This window comes from Clostridium beijerinckii, from assembly GCF_018223745.1.
In the GTDB taxonomy this organism is placed as follows: domain Bacteria; phylum Bacillota; class Clostridia; order Clostridiales; family Clostridiaceae; genus Clostridium; species Clostridium beijerinckii.
The window spans coordinates 2,611,036-2,632,278 of the sequence record NZ_CP073653.1 but is presented as its reverse complement, the minus strand read 5'-3'; the positions used below and the strand labels follow the sequence as shown (position 1 = coordinate 2,632,278).

The 21,243-nt window shown below is 28.8% G+C and carries 26 protein-coding genes; 4 read left to right on the top strand and 22 right to left on the bottom strand.

The features are described 5' to 3' along the window. Positions 1-239: 239 nt before the first annotated feature. Both KEC93_RS12090 and KEC93_RS12085 read right to left on the bottom strand, forming a co-directional pair. Positions 240-2,219: a YgiQ family radical SAM protein gene (locus KEC93_RS12090; protein ID WP_023976149.1), complete on the bottom strand. Its 1,980-nt coding sequence runs from the start codon at positions 2,217-2,219 to the stop codon at positions 240-242. 210 nt (positions 2,220-2,429) lie between these two features. After that, positions 2,430-3,908, bottom strand: coding sequence for an ISLre2 family transposase (locus KEC93_RS12085; RefSeq protein WP_077870071.1), 1,479 nt, complete (start codon positions 3,906-3,908; stop codon positions 2,430-2,432). 395 nt (positions 3,909-4,303) lie between these two features. Between KEC93_RS12085 and KEC93_RS12080 the strand changes: the two genes are divergently transcribed. Continuing rightward, the gene (locus KEC93_RS12080; RefSeq protein ID WP_017209305.1) at positions 4,304-4,453 is read left to right on the top strand and encodes a hypothetical protein; all 150 of its coding nucleotides are present in this window, start codon (positions 4,304-4,306) and stop codon (positions 4,451-4,453) included. A 154-nt stretch (positions 4,454-4,607) separates the two neighbouring features. Here the strand turns inward: KEC93_RS12080 and KEC93_RS12075 are convergent, their stop codons facing one another. From KEC93_RS12075 to KEC93_RS12015, 14 genes are all read right to left on the bottom strand, one after another. Further along, positions 4,608-5,963 (bottom strand): PFL family protein, encoded by a 1,356-nt coding sequence (locus tag KEC93_RS12075; protein WP_077838925.1) that lies wholly within the window; start codon positions 5,961-5,963, stop codon positions 4,608-4,610. Between the two features lie 12 nt (positions 5,964-5,975). Further along, positions 5,976-6,245, bottom strand: coding sequence for an ACT domain-containing protein (locus KEC93_RS12070; RefSeq protein ID WP_077869930.1), 270 nt, complete (start codon positions 6,243-6,245; stop codon positions 5,976-5,978). Between the two features lie 212 nt (positions 6,246-6,457). Continuing rightward, positions 6,458-7,372: a polysaccharide deacetylase family protein gene (locus KEC93_RS12065; RefSeq protein ID WP_077869929.1), complete on the bottom strand. Its 915-nt coding sequence runs from the start codon at positions 7,370-7,372 to the stop codon at positions 6,458-6,460. A gap of 634 nt (positions 7,373-8,006) precedes the next feature. Then, positions 8,007-8,312 (bottom strand): hypothetical protein, encoded by a 306-nt coding sequence (locus KEC93_RS12060; RefSeq protein ID WP_012058565.1) that lies wholly within the window; start codon positions 8,310-8,312, stop codon positions 8,007-8,009. Between the two features lie 318 nt (positions 8,313-8,630). Then, positions 8,631-9,137 carry a hypothetical protein gene (locus tag KEC93_RS12055; RefSeq protein ID WP_012058564.1) on the bottom strand — a complete coding sequence of 169 codons (507 nt, stop codon included), beginning with the start codon at positions 9,135-9,137 and terminating at the stop codon, positions 8,631-8,633. Between the two features lie 179 nt (positions 9,138-9,316). Beyond that, a complete protein-coding gene (locus KEC93_RS26695) occupies positions 9,317-9,445 on the bottom strand; it encodes a hypothetical protein (RefSeq protein ID WP_276517170.1) in 129 nt (42 codons plus the stop codon). A 280-nt stretch (positions 9,446-9,725) separates the two neighbouring features. Further along, a complete protein-coding gene (locus KEC93_RS12050; RefSeq protein ID WP_012058563.1) occupies positions 9,726-9,956 on the bottom strand; it encodes a hypothetical protein in 231 nt (76 codons plus the stop codon). A 150-nt stretch (positions 9,957-10,106) separates the two neighbouring features. Beyond that, positions 10,107-10,268, bottom strand: a complete 162-nt coding sequence (locus tag KEC93_RS12045; RefSeq protein WP_012058562.1) for a hypothetical protein — start codon at positions 10,266-10,268, stop codon at positions 10,107-10,109. A 269-nt stretch (positions 10,269-10,537) separates the two neighbouring features. After that, complete coding sequence (locus KEC93_RS12040) at positions 10,538-10,744, bottom strand: alpha/beta-type small acid-soluble spore protein (protein ID WP_017209309.1); 207 nt, start codon at positions 10,742-10,744, stop codon at positions 10,538-10,540. Between the two features lie 209 nt (positions 10,745-10,953). Continuing rightward, positions 10,954-11,238, bottom strand: coding sequence for a hypothetical protein (locus tag KEC93_RS12035; protein ID WP_241413859.1), 285 nt, complete (start codon positions 11,236-11,238; stop codon positions 10,954-10,956). Between the two features lie 123 nt (positions 11,239-11,361). Further along, entirely contained in the window at positions 11,362-11,592 is a 231-nt protein-coding gene (locus tag KEC93_RS12030; protein ID WP_065416484.1) for a hypothetical protein, read from the bottom strand. A gap of 338 nt (positions 11,593-11,930) precedes the next feature. Beyond that, complete coding sequence (locus tag KEC93_RS12025; RefSeq protein WP_017209312.1) at positions 11,931-12,104, bottom strand: hypothetical protein; 174 nt, start codon at positions 12,102-12,104, stop codon at positions 11,931-11,933. Between the two features lie 378 nt (positions 12,105-12,482). Beyond that, entirely contained in the window at positions 12,483-12,713 is a 231-nt protein-coding gene (locus KEC93_RS12020) for a hypothetical protein (RefSeq protein ID WP_012058560.1), read from the bottom strand. A 196-nt stretch (positions 12,714-12,909) separates the two neighbouring features. Further along, positions 12,910-13,362: an Lrp/AsnC family transcriptional regulator gene (locus tag KEC93_RS12015; RefSeq protein ID WP_012058559.1), complete on the bottom strand. Its 453-nt coding sequence runs from the start codon at positions 13,360-13,362 to the stop codon at positions 12,910-12,912. A 704-nt stretch (positions 13,363-14,066) separates the two neighbouring features. On the opposite strand from KEC93_RS12015, the gene KEC93_RS12010 reads away from it, so the two are divergent. Then, complete coding sequence (locus KEC93_RS12010) at positions 14,067-15,497, top strand: aspartate ammonia-lyase (RefSeq protein ID WP_077868838.1); 1,431 nt, start codon at positions 14,067-14,069, stop codon at positions 15,495-15,497. 146 nt (positions 15,498-15,643) lie between these two features. Here the strand turns inward: KEC93_RS12010 and KEC93_RS12005 are convergent, their stop codons facing one another. The 3 genes from KEC93_RS12005 to KEC93_RS11995 all read right to left on the bottom strand — a co-directional run bounded on the left by KEC93_RS12005 (position 15,644) and on the right by KEC93_RS11995 (position 17,500). Beyond that, the gene (locus KEC93_RS12005) at positions 15,644-16,276 is read right to left on the bottom strand and encodes a DUF6304 family protein (protein WP_065416483.1); all 633 of its coding nucleotides are present in this window, start codon (positions 16,274-16,276) and stop codon (positions 15,644-15,646) included. Between the two features lie 142 nt (positions 16,277-16,418). Continuing rightward, on the bottom strand, positions 16,419-16,778 hold the full coding sequence (locus KEC93_RS12000) for a hypothetical protein (protein ID WP_065416482.1): 360 nt from the start codon (positions 16,776-16,778) through the stop codon (positions 16,419-16,421). A gap of 176 nt (positions 16,779-16,954) precedes the next feature. Beyond that, positions 16,955-17,500 carry a phosphatase PAP2 family protein gene (locus KEC93_RS11995; protein WP_077868840.1) on the bottom strand — a complete coding sequence of 182 codons (546 nt, stop codon included), beginning with the start codon at positions 17,498-17,500 and terminating at the stop codon, positions 16,955-16,957. Positions 17,501-18,173: 673 nt separating this feature from the next. Between KEC93_RS11995 and KEC93_RS11990 the strand changes: the two genes are divergently transcribed. Beyond that, entirely contained in the window at positions 18,174-18,563 is a 390-nt protein-coding gene (locus KEC93_RS11990) for a bacteriohemerythrin (RefSeq protein ID WP_017209316.1), read from the top strand. A 183-nt stretch (positions 18,564-18,746) separates the two neighbouring features. Here the strand turns inward: KEC93_RS11990 and KEC93_RS11985 are convergent, their stop codons facing one another. Then, positions 18,747-19,202 carry a cell wall-binding protein gene (locus tag KEC93_RS11985; RefSeq protein ID WP_039773889.1) on the bottom strand — a complete coding sequence of 152 codons (456 nt, stop codon included), beginning with the start codon at positions 19,200-19,202 and terminating at the stop codon, positions 18,747-18,749. A gap of 466 nt (positions 19,203-19,668) precedes the next feature. On the opposite strand from KEC93_RS11985, the gene KEC93_RS11980 reads away from it, so the two are divergent. After that, the gene (locus KEC93_RS11980; protein ID WP_039773890.1) at positions 19,669-20,076 is read left to right on the top strand and encodes a secondary thiamine-phosphate synthase enzyme YjbQ; all 408 of its coding nucleotides are present in this window, start codon (positions 19,669-19,671) and stop codon (positions 20,074-20,076) included. A gap of 94 nt (positions 20,077-20,170) precedes the next feature. On the opposite strand, the gene KEC93_RS11975 is transcribed toward KEC93_RS11980, so the two are convergent. Together KEC93_RS11975 and KEC93_RS11970 are read right to left on the bottom strand one after the other, a co-directional pair. Continuing rightward, entirely contained in the window at positions 20,171-20,374 is a 204-nt protein-coding gene (locus KEC93_RS11975; protein WP_012058551.1) for a heavy-metal-associated domain-containing protein, read from the bottom strand. A gap of 291 nt (positions 20,375-20,665) precedes the next feature. Continuing rightward, a complete protein-coding gene (locus tag KEC93_RS11970; RefSeq protein WP_077868841.1) occupies positions 20,666-21,232 on the bottom strand; it encodes a nitroreductase family protein in 567 nt (188 codons plus the stop codon). Positions 21,233-21,243 lie beyond the last annotated feature (11 nt).

The window sequence follows — 21,243 nt, the reverse complement described above, 5'->3', positions numbered from 1 at the left end:
AAATAATAAAAATCCACATCTAGCACTCTAATACTTAACTACCAAATTAGGATCAAAATGTAGAAATTTAACTTCAGCATGTATGCAAATACATGCTGAAAAATCAATAACTTATTCTTAATTTCAATATATACTATCGATTAAATTAGTAAATTGCTACAACTCATGAACTAAATATAAGATCTAACAAAAACACTTTATTCTTTCATTTCAGCAATTTTACAATGCTATTTACTATTTTATCTTTTCTTAATAGTCTTCTTTTTGCCATTTGGCGAGTTTTTTTCTTTTGCTTTCTTACCTTTTTCTCTTCTATCAGAAATTCTATCAGCCTTTAATCTGTCTGAAGGCTTTTTCCTATTAGTTCCTTGGCTTTCATTACCTCTGGAAACGCTAGAATTATAACCTTTGACACTTTTATTTTTGTCTTTTATAAGACATTTTGGACCATTTCCTATCAAATCAGTTCTACCAGCTTGTGTTAATGCCTCATAGACCAGTGTATAGTACTTTGGATTCTTATATTGAAGCAGAGCTCTTTGCATAGCTTTTTCATGCTTAGTCTTTGGTACATAAACTTCTTTCATTGTCATTGGGTCTAATCCGGTATAATACATTGTTGTAGCCAATGTACCTGGTGTTGGATAAAAATCTTGTACCTGCTCTGGTTGATAGTTAATATCTCTTAGATACTCAGCAAGCTCAATTGCACATTCTAAAGTACTTCCCGGATGAGATGACATTAAATATGGAATTATATATTGTTTTTTTCCAAGTTTCTTTGTTATTTTTTCAAACTTATTTACAAATTTATCATAAGTTTCACCAGCCGGTTTACCCATATATTTTAGTACATCTTTTGAAATATGTTCAGGCGCAACTTTTAATTTTCCACTTACATGATGTTCTACTAATTCTTTAAAAAACGTATCATCTTTATCAGCCATAATATAATCATATCTAAGACCTGAGCGCACAAATGCCTTTTTAACTTTTGGTACATTCCTTATAGATCTTAACAAATCAAGGTATTCAGTATGATCTACATCCATATTTCTACAAACATCTGGAGATAAACACTCTTTATTTTTACATGCTCCAAAAGCTAACTGCTTAGAACAAGCTGGTTTTCTAAAGTTTGCAGTCGGCCCTCCTACATCATGAATATATCCCTTAAAATCTGGAAGTTTTGTAATGTCTTCTACTTCTTGTAATATTGATTCTTTACTTCTACTTTGAACAACTCTTCCCTGATGGAAAGTTATAGCACAAAATTTACAATCTCCAAAACAGCCTCTTGAACTTACTGTACTAAATTTAACTTCTTCAATTGCAGCTATTCCGCCTTTCCCTTCATAAACAGGATGGTAATCTCTCATATATGGAAGTCCATATACTTCATCTAATTCCTCTCTATTTAAAGGGGCTTCTGGAATATTTTGTACCACATATTTACTTCCATGCTTTTGTACGATAATATTACCACGAACAGAATCCTGTTCTTCATATTCTACTTTGCTTGCTTCCGCATATTTATATCTATTTGTAGATACTTCCTTATACGAAGGAATTTCAATATAATCCTGCACATCTTCTAAACTTTCTGTAGCATAGCAAGTACCTCTAATATAAGTTATATCCTTTGCTCGAACTTTATTCTTTAAACTTTCTGCAACGGCCACTATTTGTTTTTCACCCATACCATAAATTAACAAGTCAGCTGTACTATCAATTAATATTGATTTTCTTACTTTATCACTCCAATAATCGTAATGAGCAAATCTTCTAAGACTTGCTTCTATTCCTCCTATTACAATATCTATATCTTTATAAGCTTCTCTTATCTTATTGCAATAAACAATTGTCGCTCTATCAGGCCTAAGTCCCATTTGTCCACCTGGAGAATAGAAATCTTTTTCTCTTAATCTTTTACTTACAGTATAATGATTGACCATAGGATCCATGTTTCCACCATTAACTAGGAAAGCATATTTAGGCTTCCCAAATCTCTGAAAATCATAAATATTATCCCAATCTGGTTGTGGTATTATCCCAACTTTATATCCATTTGCTTCAAGTACTCTCGAAATAATTGCAGTACCAAAACTATGATGATCAATGTATGCATCAGCTGTAACAATTATGAAATCTAATTGCTCCCAACCTCTTTCTCTCATATCTTTTTTGCTTATGGGCAAAAACTTTCTTTCAGTTGTCATATCTTCACCTACTTATTCTTCTTATGGTTTAATTTTCAAAAATAATACACACCTTATTTTCTCTTTGCCTATTATAACATAAAGACATCAAATTCTAAATCCGTATTATGTTATTGTTTGAGTCAAGTAAAAGTTGGCAAGAATTTTATTTAATTTATTATCCATTATTTTACATCATATTTTTAGAATTTCCCTACACACGCTTTATACTTAACTATAACTAATATCACTAAATGATTTTAATCCACATAAATCACGCACTATTTTTCTACCTAGCGTTGTGGCAGCTCCGCTGTACGGAATTTGTGCGCTATTACACTTATATACCTTACATTTATTAGATTCTTTATTTGCTTGAAATACTGTTAATGGTAGTTTTGTAACTATTGTATCAATAACATTATCAGGAATAATATTTCTATAGATTTTATCCACAGTATCAAACAACCTATTACTAAATTTTTCAGATAATATTTTAGATAAATTATCTGCACCATTAATAGACCAGCTCATTTTTCTGCCCTTCATCCTTTGAGCTAATACATCACAAATATTATGTTCCATTGTACCTAAATTCCTGTATTCTATGCCTTCCGGCGCCGTAGGCATGTCTATGTTACCTCTTAATTTATATGGTGTTAATCCATCTCTATTGTGAGCTAAGTAATCATATAACTCAGTAAGCTTCTTAAATGAAACATCTTCTTCATTTGTAAGTGTCATCATATTTACAATAGCTTCTAGACCTTCATCAATTTTACCTTCTCTAAATAGTTTTAATAATTGCTTTTGGGTTCTTTTATCACTTACCTTACGCATAATTGCTTGACCTACATGAAATGGATCTAGTTGAAAATGAATGTCTTGATCCTCACAAGTTGCCTTAATCCACTTTGCTCCATCACCGTTTAATATTCTAGTTTGAATTTCGTCTACATTGTATTTTTCTGAAATTGTTGCGCTAGCAAGCTTTTTAAAGTGGCTAGAATTACTAAAACTTGCACAAGCAGTTTTATCAACAACTACATATTCTTTTTTGCTTCCTGGACGTAAAGTCCAGCCTGTATATGATACTGCTAGTTTTAACTCTTTCTTTTTATTTTTCCCTTTTGGTCTATCTTTACCTTGAAGATAGAGCCAAACTCCATCTTGCTCTTGAAACAATACTGGTACTTCCTTTTCGCCTTTTAACACACCTTTATCATCTAGTTCAATTTTACGATTTTCTAGTTCTTTAATCTTTTCTCCAACTGTTTGAACTACGTTCCAAACGCCTTGAGCACTAATTTCTTGATTACACATAGTTTTAATATTCTCAGATGTCTTTCTAAAAGAAACATCCGCCACGTTAGTCAAAATAGTTTCTACGAGATTTATAGAAACATTTCCTATAGTATCCATTCCTAAATACTCATCCAAAAGGTATTTAGTTGCTTTCTTACCATCCTCAAGTTTTAATTCATAAACACGCCTAGAATACTCTACATTCCCCATAATAGTCCTCAAACAAGTTTGCTTACGGCCTTTATTACGGTAAACCTTGCTATCTCTTTCATTAAGTAGTTTTTCATCCAAGGATTCTAATATGCTTTTTAATGCATTGCAAGCTTCATCACAAGCATATTTATAAATTCTTTTCTCTAACTCCTTGAAAGTAAATCCATTATCATTTAAACTTAATTCATACATAAATCTAACTCTATTCTATTTAGTTTCGTCAACTTAATTATAATGGATAATTTATGTATTGAGGAGATGCTTTTGCATCTCCTTTATTATTTATATAGTATTCTTTATTATCTTTGCCTACTAAAATTATACTCTAACTATGTTATTTATTAATTTCATGTCTTTTTAAACATTATTTTCAATTATTCTAGTATTAAAATGCTTTATTTAAACTATTCTACCCCAGTATGTACACCTATAAGATCTTATTTACATAAATTTGTATAATAAAAATATGGCGGGTTATATCCTTATAGATAATTTTATTTTTAAGTTTAATATGTAACAATTTTTAATTATGTTTAATATATTATTAATATAACAAATGATATAGATTAACAAAGGAGAAATGAACTATGAGCAGATGCTGTTATAACAGATGTTGCAATAATTGCTGTGGATACAATTACGGAAACTTTTGTGGATACGGTGGTTATGGCGGATATGGTGGTGGATATGGTTTTAATAATGCTTGGGCATTATGGCCACTATTATTCTTATTATAAAACAACCAACTAATTTTATCCTGTAAGGCTATTTTTACACCTCGATATTACAAAAGAAAAGATTTCTATAATTGCTTATTTTAGAAATAATATAGAATATGAAATAAGACCTAAAGATATATTTAATATCTTGTAGGTCTTATTTTTATGTTTATTAATTTTTAAATGAATGTATAGGTGCAGGAATTCTTCCACCTCTTTGAGCAAATAATTCTGATGATTTACCATTTACCTTCATTACAGGTGCTCTACCCAATAATCCACCAAACTCCACCATATCACCGATTTCACAACCTGGTGCTGGTATAATTCTAACTGCTGTAGTCTTATTATTTATTACTCCAATCGCAGCTTCATCGGCTATCATTCCTGCAATCGTAGATGCTGGAGTATCTCCAGGAATTGCAATCATATCAAGACCAACTGAGCATACACATGTCATTCCTTCTAATTTTTCTAAATTTAATGATCCACTTATAACCGCATCAATCATACCTGCATCTTCAGATACTGGAATGAAAGCTCCACTTAGGCCTCCAACATGGCTACATGCCATAACTCCACCTTTTTTAACTGCATCGTTAAGCATAGCAAGTGCCGCAATTGTACCATGAGTTCCAACTTGTTCTAGTCCTATTTCTTCTAGAATTTCTGCAACTGAGTCACCAACGGCTGGTGTTGGAGCTAAAGATAAGTCAACTATACCAAAAGGCACATTCAATCTTCTAGACGCTTCGTTAGCAACTAATTCTCCCATCCTTGTAACTTTAAATGCAGTTTGCTTAATTGTTTCAGCAACAACATCAAAAGATGCTCCTCTAACTTTCTCAAGCGCTCTCTTAACAACGCCTGGTCCGCTTACACCAACATTTATAATTCTCTCAGCTTCTCCAACTCCGTGGAAAGCTCCTGCCATAAACGGATTATCTTCTACTGCATTTGCAAATACAACTAACTTAGCGCAACCAAAACCTTTTTGATCTTTTGTAAGTTCTGCAGTTCTCTTTATAACATCCGCCATATCTCTTACAGCGTTCATGTTTATTCCTGATTTTGTGCATCCTACATTAACTGATGCACAAACTTTTTTTGTTACTGCTAAAGCTTCTGGAATTGAACTTATTAAAATCTTATCACCTTTTGTACAGCCTTTTTGAACTAATGCTGAAAATCCACCTAAGAAATCTATTCCAAGAGTCTCTGCTGCTCTATCTAAAGTTCTTGCAAATTCAACATAGCTAGTTTCATTAGTAGCTCCAGCAATTATTGACATAGGAGTTATTGAAACTCTTTTATTTACTATTGGAATACCAAATTCTGTTTCTATTTGCCTTCCAACCTCTACTAAATGCTCTGCAGATTTTGTAATTTTATCATATATCTTAATTCTAGCTTTATCTCCATCTGGATCTATACAATCAAGCAAGGATATTCCCATTGTTATAGTTCTAACATCAAGTTTTTCTTCCTCAATCATTTTTATCGTTTCAAGTATATTATTAGTATTCATAAGCCCCTCCTATTATAGTGAATGCATTGACTTAAATATTTCTTCTCTTTGAATCTTTACTTCTACCCCAAGTCTTTCACCCTCTGCTGTAAGTCCTGTACGAACTTCTTCAAAAGTCGCATTCATATCTTTGCAGTCTAGTACCATTATCATGGTAAAAAAACCTTGCATTATAGTTTGATTAACATCTAATATATTGATACTATATTCTAACATTTTCTGACTAACCCCTGCTATAATACCAACTTTGTCCTGCCCAATTACTGTTAATATTGCTTTCATGCTTATCTACTCCATTCATAAGTTATTTTTAAGATCCTTATTAAAAATATTATCCAATTCTAATTGAATTGGATAATATACAATAAGCATCTTTATTGCTCTCTTTATTCTATAATTTATATTATATTTTGTCAATTTTAAGAGAACGTTTTGTAAATATTTTTTCTTTTCGTTCGGATTTTTGTTAATCTTATTCAAAAGAAAATCTCAAATTACTTTTTCAAGTTTTTTAATACCTTTAGAATGTCTTTAGGCTTATATGTATAATCTACGCATATTCTGTTTAATTCTGCGGAATTATCATCTCTGTCAGCATATCCTCTTTCAGTGGTAAATCCCATTGAATAACCAACTTCACTAAAAGCTTTCTTAGTATCATCATTATATTTTCCTTCTGGATAAGCAATCGAAATTATAGGCTTATTAATTAAACTTTCTAACTTTTCCTTAGAATTTTTTAGTTCTTTTAATTGATCTTCATATGACATAGTAGGAAGATCGATATGAGAAACTGTGTGAGACTCTATATCAATTATTCCACTACTACTCAACTCTTTAACTTGGTCAGTAGTTAGATATCCATCTCTATCTAAATAACTTTGTATAACAAAAATCGTTGCATTCATATTAAACTCTTTTAATATTGGAAATACATTAGTGTAATTATCTCTATATCCATCATCAAAGGTTAGAACAACACTTTTTTCTGGAATAGCCTTGCCCTTAGAAAGGTAATCATTAAGTTGAGCCATTGTTAATGTCGTATATCCATTATCTTTAATAGCTTGAAGCTGTGTTCTAAATTTATCCTTTGAAATAATAATAGGGCTTTTTACTGAAGGATCATCATTTATAGAATGAAAACAAATTACCGGCACGCCTCTATTGTCATTTATTAACGGTACTTCCCCAAACTCTTTTTTCTCATCCTCTGATGGGTTTTCGATAACATCTTTTTTATCACTATTTTGACTAGTAGCCATATTAGCAAAAGAATTTATTCCTTTATTAATCCCAATAAAAGCAATTATTCCAATCACAACTAAAAGTGATACTATTTTAACTAATTTTATAGAATTACTTCTCCTGCTATTATTAAATCTTTTTCTATTCTTTTTTTCTTTCATAATATATCTCCTTATAATATAAAGCATAAATGTATCTTAAACTTTATTTTTTATAGTTACAAATTTAATTTTATTCATATATAATTTCTTTCATATTTAGCCTATATGTATCACAAAGTTCACCCGCTTTTACTTGTAACCTTCACTATTTTCAATATACTTCACAAAAATTACAATTTATAAATAAAAATTCATATAAATTATAGCACACAAGGCAACATTTATAAAATATGTATATATTAAATCCTAAAATATATTATTTTCAAATAACTTGAACCTATAAATAATAGCTATTTCAATTATATTGCAATAATAAATTTATGCTTAATACTCTAGCATCCAGATCACTTCAATTGAGAGCTCAACACAAAACTCCAATTGTTGCATATATATTTAATTACTTTTTTATAATACAACAAAAAAATTAAGGTGAGATAGTAAATACAATTAGAAAATTTACTATCTCACCTTAATTTTTATTTAGGCATATGAATGAAAATAACAAGTATAAAATACCAGTCCTATTCTTCTTTTACAGGTAGGTATATTAATCTAATAGCAAAATTACTATGACAATCTGCTGACGCAGAATAATAGGAAATGGTCTTAGCAGATGGACTTATTATTTTTTCGATTATGCCTTATCATTATTTTTAGCACTTAATTTCGTAGTACTTAAATGTTCAGCTGATATTCTCTCTGTGTTCTTAGATTTTTTATAATCATTTGAAAAATATATTATTAGACTCTCATCATTACTTTCTGCATTAACTTGATATGCTACATTTTGTACGTACCCATGGATGAAATCATCTTTGCTAAAAAACAAATTGATCTCTGTACCTACTTTGGTAATGACATTTATTATATCCTTCAAATCTTTAGATTCTTTTGTAAAAACAATATCATCACTTTCTACAAGACAAAACTCAACCTTCATAGCTTCCACCCCTTTCTGTTACTAAAATTATATAAATTAAGAATTATTATTTCAATATCTAAAATCTAGGGATTAGACTTATGAATAGCAATTAGCTTATGAAAGTAATATTATACTTACTTATCCGTTCTATAATTTAATATTTATGTATGTATATGTTGCAATTAAATTTCTACATTCTAGTTTTTAATCTAATACGTAATTTACCAGCGTTTTAAATATAAATTTATTATTGCAGCATATACATATCTTACAATTTTGTTTACTAAAAATATCTTAATTTGAAATATGAGCTATCTACACATACCTAAAATTATTTTAAACTAATGCTCTAGACATGCTAACTAATGCTTTAGTTGAATATTTTCTATTAAATTCACTTACTCTAATATTAAAGCCACTATACGGCATACTTTTCTGTTCTAAGACATCATCTCTTAACATTTTAGATAATCTAATATCAAGTTCAACTTGTCTAGTATCTTCTAAAACCCCTGTTCCCGAATTAATAATATATATATTAAGAGAGAAGCCCTCAGTTTCTGTAACTTCTTCTAATTCAACGGAATTTTTACACATATGTATAGAATATGGAACTTCTATCCATTGGTGATTACCAAACCTGAATAACATGATAATAACATTATCTTCTTTGAAATATCCGTATTTCAGATCACCCTTTATAATAGCTTGTCTAGATTTTTCTGTAAATTTCGTAGTATAAATTAATAAATTGCACCCATTTTTATTTATATCGAAACTTATTCCTTCTGGATACCTTGTAATACCATCCTTAAATGGCTTACCTACCTCAAACAATTCCACAAATTTTGCCCTCCTTTTTAATATACATTTAATTATACTTTATTTTGTCTAAAAAATCAAAAATAAGTTAACTTAATTATGCAGTTCAGAAAACTATGTTGCTTTTCATATATTAGTAGGAAAGCTAAATTCTGTTACCTTAACATATAATCTAATAAGAAGGTGAACTAATGAAAAAATTATTGTTTATAACTTGGAATATAAAAGGAAGCATTTGAAACTGTTGCAACTCTTTGCTTTGATGATGATAAACCTTTTCTAAAATACAAAGATCGATTTAATGTAGTAGATGCTTTTGAAAAGAACATTTATGTGCCTAAGTTATATACACATGCCAATTTATGCTCTCACACAGACAGTTCAACCCAGATAGTACCATTATTGAAACGCATGGAACGCATGAATAATATTGATAACTTTAATAATATTGAAATAATCTTACGCTATGAGCCAGAAAAAAGGACATGATGGATTAAATATTCTAGATATACAGAATTCTAGGAGAAGCTTGATATTCAAAGATAGCCTTAAATAAGCAAAGAAAATTGTGTATAGTGGCATTTTCTTCGCTTATTCTTCATTAGAAAATTAACCTATATCGTTTTCTTTTAAGTAATACTTTCCTTGTCTCCAAACAAGTATGTCACTATTCACCATTTGATTTAAGGCTCCAACTAAGAAAATATTTATTTTAGTTAGGGTTCCATTTTTAAAATATACCTCTGGCTGAAATTTTTCATTGGTGTGTATTTCTTCAAATGTCAACCCATCATTTTTATTTTTAAACATTGTTAATATCTCTTTTTTACCGTCTAACATAAGTCTCCCTCCTTTATATATAATTAATTATATATAATCAAAAGAAATATATAACCAATTATATAAAAAAGAGGAAATTATTTTTAGATTTCATACTTAACATATAATAAAATTATGTATATATTAATATATGTAAATTTAAATATTAGATTAAATCACCTTTAAATTCGTCACTCTTGCTAAAGTTGGAACATCATCTTCTTCTCCATCTATTACAACAACAGCGCTATGTTCTCCCATCAATTTAATTACAGTCCCTGTCTTACCTTTATTATCATTTTCTAAAAATTCAACTCTGTCATTTATTTTCATTATAGTCCCTCCATATTTTTTATAATATTTTTTTCTAATATTAATTATATCATATTTCATGGTTCATATTGTTTAATTTATAAAGAATGTGATATACCCTAATTTAGTTTATACATTTTTCCTTAATTAATCCTGGTTTATTAGAACATTAGACATATGTTCATTGTAGCAATATATGTTATTAACTGTTTTTAACATATAAACTAATATACATTCTTATATTAAAAAGCACTCATAATTCTATGAGTGCTTTTTTGTATAATTATTTTTTATAACCCTTGTTCGTAGCTTTCTATCATTCTTTTTACCATTTCTCCACCAACGCTACCATTTTGCCTTGAAGATAGGTTCCCTTTATCGATGTTTTCATAGTTTTGTAATCCAATTTCTGATGCAACCTCAGTTTTTAATCTGTTTAAACCTTGCTTTGCTTCAGGTACTAATGTTCTATTGCTTCCACTATTATTTGATGCCATTTGAATCTACCTCCTTTTATTTTAATTTTGTTTGGCAGTAATATATTAACCAATAACACAAAATATAATCTATAAAAATATTAACAAAAATAGTATTGATAGCTTGTATTAGTTAATATTACTGTATGTCCCTAAGTACTAAGTAAATTTACTTACATGCTATTCATTGATATATTCGCCTAAAGCAGAAATATTCTTGTATTAACGCTTTATTTACTATTATTTAATGTTTTTATTATAAACTCATTCAATATCTCATCAAATTTCTGTTCAATTTTTTTATTCCTGTCTACATGTGCCTTATAAACTCTAACTACATTAAATATTACACCTATAACTATGAATAACAAAAAGAAATTAATTAGCAGTAAAATTAATAAATTATAGTCGAATTTCATATTGCCCTCCATAACGCATCCATATATTAGTCCTATAATATTACCAGACAATATAGATGTATATGAGCAATATTTAATTATATTCGTATCTAGCATATATTTTTTGCTAATTTATTTAGCAAAAGCATAATTCTTATTTCTAGTTGGGATATATTTCATAGACAATAAAAAAGGCACCACAATAAAAAGTAGCGCCTTTCATATAATTATCAATTATTCCTAAGCTTCTTTAACATTATAAAGATTGTATTTCTCGCTGTCCCTTCTATAATAATCGCAAGAAACCTTTGCAGTGCAGTAAGCTGATGTACAAATTGTGATTTCTTTTATAGCTTCTCTAGTAGCCTCCATTGCTTTTCTTTTATAAAAGCAGTTCGATTCGCTTTTGCACCATGAACAACTTTCATCATTATACTCTTTTACTAACCCTTTAAATTCATCTTTAACCATTTAAAACCTCTCCCTTATTTAGATTATTAATTTTATAAAGGCTATATTAAATTTCCTTGTTCTAGCTCTTTAAATTATCTTTTCATTTTACTTAAACACAACTTGTAGTGTTTAAATTTAAGTATATTATTCATTTCGGCGATACACACGCATAAGTCTAGATTATAGCTGATTTATCTATATATGTATCCACATTAATATATTTATGAAAATTTCTTATACTTATGTCTATATATTTTGTTTTCCACCATGCCAACCAAATATAATAAACAAACTAATACTATAAACTCTAAAGGATAGTAAGTAATATTAATATCACTTACTATCCCCCGTCAATATTACTGAACCCGTAAAAATTCCTCATAAGTTTCTATATTATCTTTTCTATTCGTATCCTTTAACCATTTATCATACCTCAAAATGGATTTTTCTACTGTTTCCAATCTTAATTTGCCTTTATTTTTTCTTGTAAATTCTGCATAATATATGTTTATTTTAATTATATTCCCCATCCATTCTCATCCCCTCTAATATTCTATAGAATACAATTAATTTGGTAAAATTTGTGTAGCAAATTCTGAAGAAAAAATTTAAATTAAGTGTTAATTTTATAAGTATTTCACTTCTTATACTGTAAATGTTATCACAACATTCAAACTTTAAAAATGCTTTTTACTCTAAACGCACAAATCTGACTATAAAACAACAATATTTTTGCTTTAATTCTTTTTGTTGTGAAAAAATAGCATTATTTATTCACATAACAAAAAGCACCTATAAATTTAGATGCTTAAGACTTTGATATTTATGTTAGTATGTTTATATAGTATGCTTTTTATATAGCATATATGTAAACCCTCTTATTTTGAGGGTTTGTACAAATTTCTGTTTTATTCCCATTCAATAGTTAATATCTCGAGTTCTCCTTCTTTAAGAGAAACTTTATATCCATCAGTAATTAGCCATGTAGCCAAATCTGTAACCATGTTTTTTCGGAGCTCATCTCTTTTACTTATGGCAAAAACGGCTGAAACTTTATTGACCCCCGATTTTTTACCTTGCTCAATGTTTCTCAATATTATGTTCTTATTTTCGTTTAATTTTTCTTCATATTCACTCACAATATTTCCTCCCTCTAACTCGACATATATATAATTCCCAAATTATTTTCTTATAGAAACTTTCCTTGACATATATTTATACTATTACAATTCTATGATATAAACCTCCAGATTATTCTATATTTTATGTTGTAATAATAAAAACTGTTCTAAATATAAACCATGTTTATATCTAGAACAGTCTTCTTTCTTAAATCTATTTATCACCAATTTCTGATGTCACATCTATTCCTCTATGCTCAACTGCTGTAGAGAACACTATTTGAGTTTCCGTATTTCCAAACTTTTGTAATTCTCCAATAAAGGCATCTAATTCTAAAGTTGTGTGATAAGCAACCTTTATTAACATGGAATACTTGCCTGTTACGCAATTGCACTCAAGTACATTTGGGCAATTTGATATAAAAGGATAAAACTCAGGTTTCTGCTTAGGCGTCATTTCCAAATTAATAAACGCCTTAATATTATAGCCTAACTTTAGTGGATCGACGTGTGCAGAATATCCTGTAATAACACCTGCTTGTTCCAATTTTTCAATACGTGCTGATACTGCGGGAGTTGATAAAAACACTTCCTCTGCTAAATGCTTTAGTGGATAACGAGCATTTTCTTGTAGAAGTTCAATAATCTTAAAATCAATCTTGTCCATATACTATACCTCTGTCTCCTTATGAATTAATTATAATAGCAAAATTAAAGAATAAAAAAACATATCAAATAATCCTAATAGTTTCTGATTATTGATACGCCCCTTTGCGCTTTATTATTAAATTTTCAGCAATCTATTCTTCCTTTATACTTATTCAAATTGCCTATTTATTATATTTATATTTTAAGGTGATTATTAGAAATTTACAAGTACTTTTCGAGGTTTTGATTTAAAAAATTAACTTTATATTTTAGTATAAACTATTATACTGCTCGTATATTCCAAACTTTTCCTTATTTATTCTCAATTTTTATACTATTTTATTGTCTTTATGAATTTTTTCTTATTATTAAGCAAAACTTTATCTATAATTTTAGTAATATTACGAATTTATAAATATAATTTAATATTTATGTTCGCATTTTATTTGAAATTTCAGACTTAATAAAATTAAGCATTTTTATATCTACTATAATTTTATTTAAGTGTATTATGCTAATTTTTAGCTTTTATTCACAATTTTGTTTCTAATATTTACATTGATTTTAAAGCGTGATAATCTTCAGTCATAGAGATTAATAAAAAAAATAACGGTAGATATATCTTGATTATAAATTTATCTTTTGTTGTTAGAAATTATTTTAAGTAATCTATTATTTTAAATTTTTGAAATGATTTAAGTTATGAAAGCGAGGAATTTTTAAATGAAAACACGTATGGAATCAGACTCAATAGGAACCATGGAGGTACCAGCTAGTGCATATTACGGCATTCAATCATTAAGAGCAAAAAACAATTTTCCTATTACTGAAAGAAAATTAAATAAGGAATTTATAATTAGTCTTGCTGAAATAAAAAAAGCTGCTGCTATTACAAATAGAGATGCAAATTTCTTAACTTCAACGATTGCCAATGCTATAATAAATGCTTGCGATGAGATTATTTGCGGGAAATTACATGAAGAATTTATAGTAGATTCAATTCAAGGAGGCGCAGGAACTTCTGCTAACATGAATGCTAATGAAGTTATAGCTAATCGCGCAATTGAACTCCTTGGAGAAATTAAAGGCAGTTATAATGTTGTACACCCAAACGATCACGTAAATATGGCCCAATCTACTAATGATGTATTCCCTACAGCCGGAAAACTTACAGTTCTAAAAATGCTTCCAAAAACTATTGCAGAGCTTCAACGTTTATATAACACTCTCAAATTAAAATCGTTAGAATTTAATAATATAATTAAAATGGGACGTACTCAACTTCAAGATGCAGTTCCAATTAGACTTGGACAATCATTCAATGCTTTTGCATCGATGATAAAACGTGATATAGAACGCTTAAAAAGGGCTGAAAAAGATATGCTTGTTCTAAATATAGGGGGCACAGCTATTGGTACAGCAATAAATGTAAGCCCTGAATATTTTCATAATATAACTCCTAATTTAAGAAAAATTTGCGGTCTTAATTTAACTCAATCAAATGATTTAATTGATGCGACTCAAAATCTTGACTGTTTTGTAAGTGTATCAGGACTTCTAAAAACATGTGCAGTTAATCTATCTAAAATGGCAAATGATTTAAGACTGCTATCTAGTGGTCCAAAAACAGGTTTTGCAGAAATTAACCTGCCTTCAATGCAAAATGGTTCTTCTATTATGCCTGGAAAAGTTAATCCTGTTATTTTAGAAGTAGTCTCACAAGTTGCATTTAACATTATAGGTAATGATTTAACAATAACTATGGCAGCAGAAGCAGGTCAATTAGAGCTTAATGCTTTTGAACCCGTTCTATTCTATAAATTATTTGAATCAATAGAAACGCTTCAAAATGCTACTGCAACTTTAGTTGATAATTGTATTATAGGTATTACTGCTAATGAAGTAAGATGCAAAGAACTCTTAGACAATAGTGTTGGTATTGTAACAGCACTTTGCCCATACATTGGATACCAAAATTCTGCTGACATTGCAAAAGAATCATTAAAATCAGGAATTTCTGTAAAGGAACTTGTTCTGGCAAAAGGTATATTAACTTCTGAGGAATTAGAACAAATTCTAGATCCAAATTTAATGACACAATTGAATTCTTCACTAACAATAGAATCAAAGGAAAAAATAAATCAAGCAATATAATTTTTAACTCTTGGTATAATTTTCAAAAATTTGGATTATACTATTATATGAACATGATTTTATGAATCGTGGTATTAACCAAAAAGAGATAGCACATCTTATATGCGCCATCTCTTTTTTATATTATTATACATAAATATGACTGATTAAATCTTACTTAAACAATATTCATTGAATATATAAGTAATTGGATACTTTTTAAGTCCATTAAAAGCATCTCTACTTCTAAAATCAGAGGATTCCAAACAAAAAGATTCGCTAGAAACACTTTCATCATCTTCTTCTTCGAAATTTCTAAAACAATAAAAATCTTCTTCTTTATTTGCTTCAATAGAATATACACCTAGCATACATGAAAAATCAGATTCCATAGTATATTCTTTAGGCAGTTTTTTCTTCATTTTATATAATAATTCTTGCAAATTATATCCTTCAACAGTATAAGATTTTCCATCTAGATCAAGTGAAAGCATATTATTATAAGAATTTCTCTGTCTCTTAATGCATAATATAGATTCTCTCACACATTCCTCATCATCATATGTCATTATTAATGGAATTCTCACATCCATAACATATTCTATTAATTCATCATCCTTTAAATAGAAAAGTTGTTTATGCTCATTAGGTCTCTTAGTATAAAAATCGAAATCAAAATGATCATCATAAAAGACGCAATCTCTTATATTAAATTGAAGTCCCCCTTTTAGAAAGTATAGTTCTGCCTGCTCACAGCCAAAATTATCAGTATATATAGCAGAATATTTTACTTTGACCATATAATATTTAATATCCCTCCCCAATTTATTTTTCTCATATCCCATTATAATTTAAAGTAAAGAATTTAAATTATAATAAAAAACCACCTTTCTATATTACCACATTTAACCACAAACAGCAAAGATTATTATCTATGTACTTTTAATTATAAATAAAATGTTTATTTTGAGGTTCATAGAAAGATAGTTCATGTTTTTGAGCTAATTCCTTTATCAAATCGCTTACATAATCAGCCTTGCTAAATACACAAGACATAATAATGTGTCCTTCTGATTTATCAAAAGTTACACTCCATGGGCATAAATCTAAATCCCCAATTTCCTCTTCACTTATATCATCAATTTCAGGATGCTTAGCTGTTAATTCTTCATAAAAATCTTGTATTTTTTGTGTAGGACCAATTAACGAAGTATCTCCTTCACATAGTCTTTTATATAGAATTTCTGCATCCTCTTTATTTTTTACAATATTGCAGTGCCATACCGCACAATCCCAACTCACATTCTTCCCCCTTTGTAATAAGCTAAAGTATCATTTTCACTAATTTGCTTTTATAATAACCTTCCTCATAATTATTATAATGTATATCTTTAATTTTCAAAATAATAATTTACTAATAATAAAAAATTATTTTCAAAGTTATTAAATATGGGGTTCGGAATCAATAGTAACTTGGTTTAACTCAAAATAAAACTTAATGATCTTTTATTAAATGCTGCAATAACTAAATTACCTATCAAAAGCCCAATAACCATCCCTGCAAAAACATCTGATGGATAATGTACATATAAGTATAACCTTGAAAAGCCTATTAATGTGCTTAGAGTTAATGCAAGTATCCCAGCTCTTTTATTCATATAATTAATTATAGTTGCTGGTGCAAATGAACACATAGTATGGCCTGACGGAAAAGAAAAATCTGTTGGCAGCTTCATATGAATCATATTTAATATTGGTTCAGCATTAAAAGGACGAATTCTGGCTACTAAAGGTTTTAAGCCTAAATTTCCTACAATAAAACATAATATCAAAGAGCATATGATCATAATACCATACTTCCTATATTCTTTTCCTATTATAAGTATTAAAGCAATAAACGTCCATATAGTAATTTTACTTCCAAGAATAGTTATTAGCGGCATGATCTTATCTAAAGCGGGAGCCCTCATATGGATTTGTATAAATTCTAAAATATTATTATCTATGTTCTGAATCACTTCCATAAATTCCAATTCCTTTTCTCATTTATTTTTTCATAGTTTTTTGTATTGCAATATAGATAAACCAACTATAATCTATACTTATGCATACATCTCAACGAAATGAATAATATACTTTTGTTCCAGTTTCTAGGTAATTATGATGGGTGATTCTAAGGCTATAAAGTTGCATCCAAAGTGCTAGCCTCAAAGAGCAAGCGCTCACAGAGAAAGTTCTGCTTACCAAATGTAAAATTTGGAGCATCACTTTTTGAACTAGCACATTTGGAACAACTTATAGCCAAGAATCACATCCATCAAAATTACCAATGAAACATTCCACAAAAGTATATCACTCATTTCTGTTTGGAAAATATTTCATAGTCTGAGCATAGCTTATAATTGTGGTATCTCTAGCAAGTTTACGTTTAAGATATTAATAAAAAAGAGCTCAATTAATCTTAAAATGTAAAAACTTAAGTGCAATATATAGTTTATATTGATAATTGCTGTAAATTTTTCTAATACTACTGTATCATTAATTTAGCAGGATTTATATAGTTTCTTATTATATACAAATACTATTTACTCTTATTGATAGGAATTATCTTTATCCCTAATATAGAAAATTTTACAAAGGTAATATATAATTGTTTTATATGTAATTATACAATTATAAGAAAGAAGGTAACATTTAATGTATGAATTTAAAGAAGAATTTAAGACTGGAATTGATTTTATTGACGAACAGCACAAAGTTCTCTTCGAAATAGCAGACAAAGCTTACAATCTACTAAAAAATGATTTTACAACTGATAAATATGATAACATATTAGAGTTAGTAGATGAGCTACGCGACTATACATCATTCCATTTTAAAGCAGAAGAAGAATATATGAAGAAAATTAACTATAAAAGAATGTTCACTCAAAAGATAGAACATGACGCTTTTATAAAAAGAATTAATGAAGTAGATTTTAGGAGTATTGATGAAAATCAGAATGAATCGATTTCTACTCTATTACAGCTTTTAAATGATTGGTTAATTGAACATATCTTTGAAAACGATAAGTTGATAGGTCAATAAAGCTCCAATTTAGCATTTTCTAGGACAAGCTTTTTCTTTTTAGATATAAAATTATTATAAAAAAAAAATACTATCTCTCAATGTTTTTTACTAATACATTTTGAAATAGTATTTTTTATTTTTCCAAGTTTTCACAGATTGGTAATTTCACTTTATATCTATAGGATAATTTATTTCAACTATCTATCCTTCTTCCCATGCCCCATCTGGTCCTAAATAATAAGTTCCAATATATATGTCCTTAACCATTACTCCAGAGGAATTTAAATAATATAAATTTCCATTATATCTAAGCCACCCTGTCACCATTTCTCCAGAACTATTTAAATAATACCAATTCCCTCTATTTTGAATCCATCCACTCAGCATTTTTCCTGTAACTGTGTCCAGATAATACCACTTGCCTTCACTTTTAAGCCATCCGGTTTTTGCCATACCGTTTTCATCTAAATAATACCAATTATCTTTGTATTTATACCAACCAGTATTCTGTTCGGGACCACTATAATATCGCCAGCTATTGTTTACATACACCCATTCCCCATTTGCCTTCACATCATAAATTAATTGAAATGCAAATACAATACTTAATAAAGTGCCTAACATTAATATATATTTAAAACTAATAGTTTTTATCATTCTCTTATCCTCTCCAAATCAAAAATCTATATTTACTATTATTTTTATTAACATAATTTATAAAATAGACTTAAAATTCTGAAATAAAAAAAACGTAGGCGACTGTGGAGCCGTAGATTTTTTTTACGCATCTGCCTTTTCGAACGTATGTGAGAAAAATTTGGCAGGCGAATATATTTTCTTTTTTATTCTCTTTACAAACCGTAACCTTCTGAATTGGTCTTTTCTATAACTTATACACAGATTTAACTTGAATATAAATTCCTAGAGAATAAAAAAATTCAATTACACTGCTGTATATATGATGAAATTAAGTTTCTACACTCTACTCCTAATTAATTATCTGGTTCATTAGAATCTAAAATCTAAGTCTATTATTGCAATATAGATTTATAAAATTGTTTATATATTTACATAACTGGTATATTATAATATTATGTAAAAACAATGTTAAGGAGGCTTTATTATGTCAAATTTATTTAAACACTCTCTCGAAATTAAACCTAGACAATCTATGGTTGATATAACTTCTTATATAAGAGAAGATATTAAAAACAGTAATATTAGAAATGGAATCATAGTAGTTTATTGCCCTCATACTACCGCTGGAATAACTATAAATGAAAATGCAGATCCAGATGTAGTTAGCGATTTAATATATGGTTTTGAAAAAATTTACCCAACCACAGATTCGAATTATAAGCATTTTGAAGGGAATTCACATTCTCACCTAAAATCTTCAACAGTAGGTGCTTCACAAACTCTTATTTTAAATAATGGCAATCTAATTTTAGGACGATGGCAAAACGTATATTTCTGCGAGTTTGATGGTCCTAGGGATAGAATGTTTTATGTAAAAATAATAGAAGGCTAATCCTGGTTAAATTTTATATTTACATAAAAATTAAAGAGGAATGTAAACCTAAATACATTCCTCTTTAGCAACAAATCTAAAAAAATATTTTCTTTTATCTAGCATCATGTCCTGTATTCTCTATACAGCTTTTAATTTCTTCTACTGTTGCAGGAGCATTATATACTACTTCAACACTTCCACGTGCAAGATCTACACAAACCTTATCTACACCTTGGATTTTTTCCAGTGCATTTTTAACTTGTGTTTTCATATTTTCATTTGCTAATCCATCAACATTATAATGTATTCTTTCCATATATACTATTCTCCTTTTTCTACAAAGTAACAAGTATAGTATGTTCAAAATCACACTATTATATCAATATTTTTTAAAGAAAATCGACTCACATTTGCTCGCTGATACTCGCAAAGTAAGCGACCATAATCAAATCATAGATACTTACAGAGAAAGTTCTTCACCTATAAATTAAACAGCTATTCTGCAATTAAGAACCCTTCACCTATAGCCAAATACAAGATTTTGATCATCACTTTTGAAATGTCTGCTTAACTGATTCACATCAAATAACAGATTCGAGTTCACTACTTATAAAATCAAATCATCCAATGTTCTTTTTGGAACATGATGTACTTGTTTGTCATCTCTCCAATACTTTACATCTCCAGATTCATTTATATTTTCTATAACTACTTCTTCTTTAGGATAACCAAGAGCTACTACCAAGGAAATTTCAAATTTTTCATCTAAATTGAGTTCTTCTCTTAGATTCTTTCTATCTATATTTCCTATAATGCATCCGCCCAAATTATTTTCAACAGCTCCAAGTAACATACTTTGTACTGCTATGCCATCATCTTGCGGCGCACCTTGGCCAAGACTCGTATCCTTTAGTACTACTATATAAGCACTTGGTTTTTCGCCTTCTTTAGGACCATCCCAATCCTTATAGTAACCTGCCCAAAATATGCATTTACTTATTTTTTCATTTTGTTCTTTTTCATTTGATAAAATATACCTTAATACTTGTTTATTAGCTCCTGATGGTGATAGCCTCGCTAAATCCACCAAGTCTCTTAAAGTATTCATATCAACGCTCTTATCCTGATAAAACCTCCTATATGACCTATTTTTCAATACAAGCTCTTTTATCATTTTAACAAACC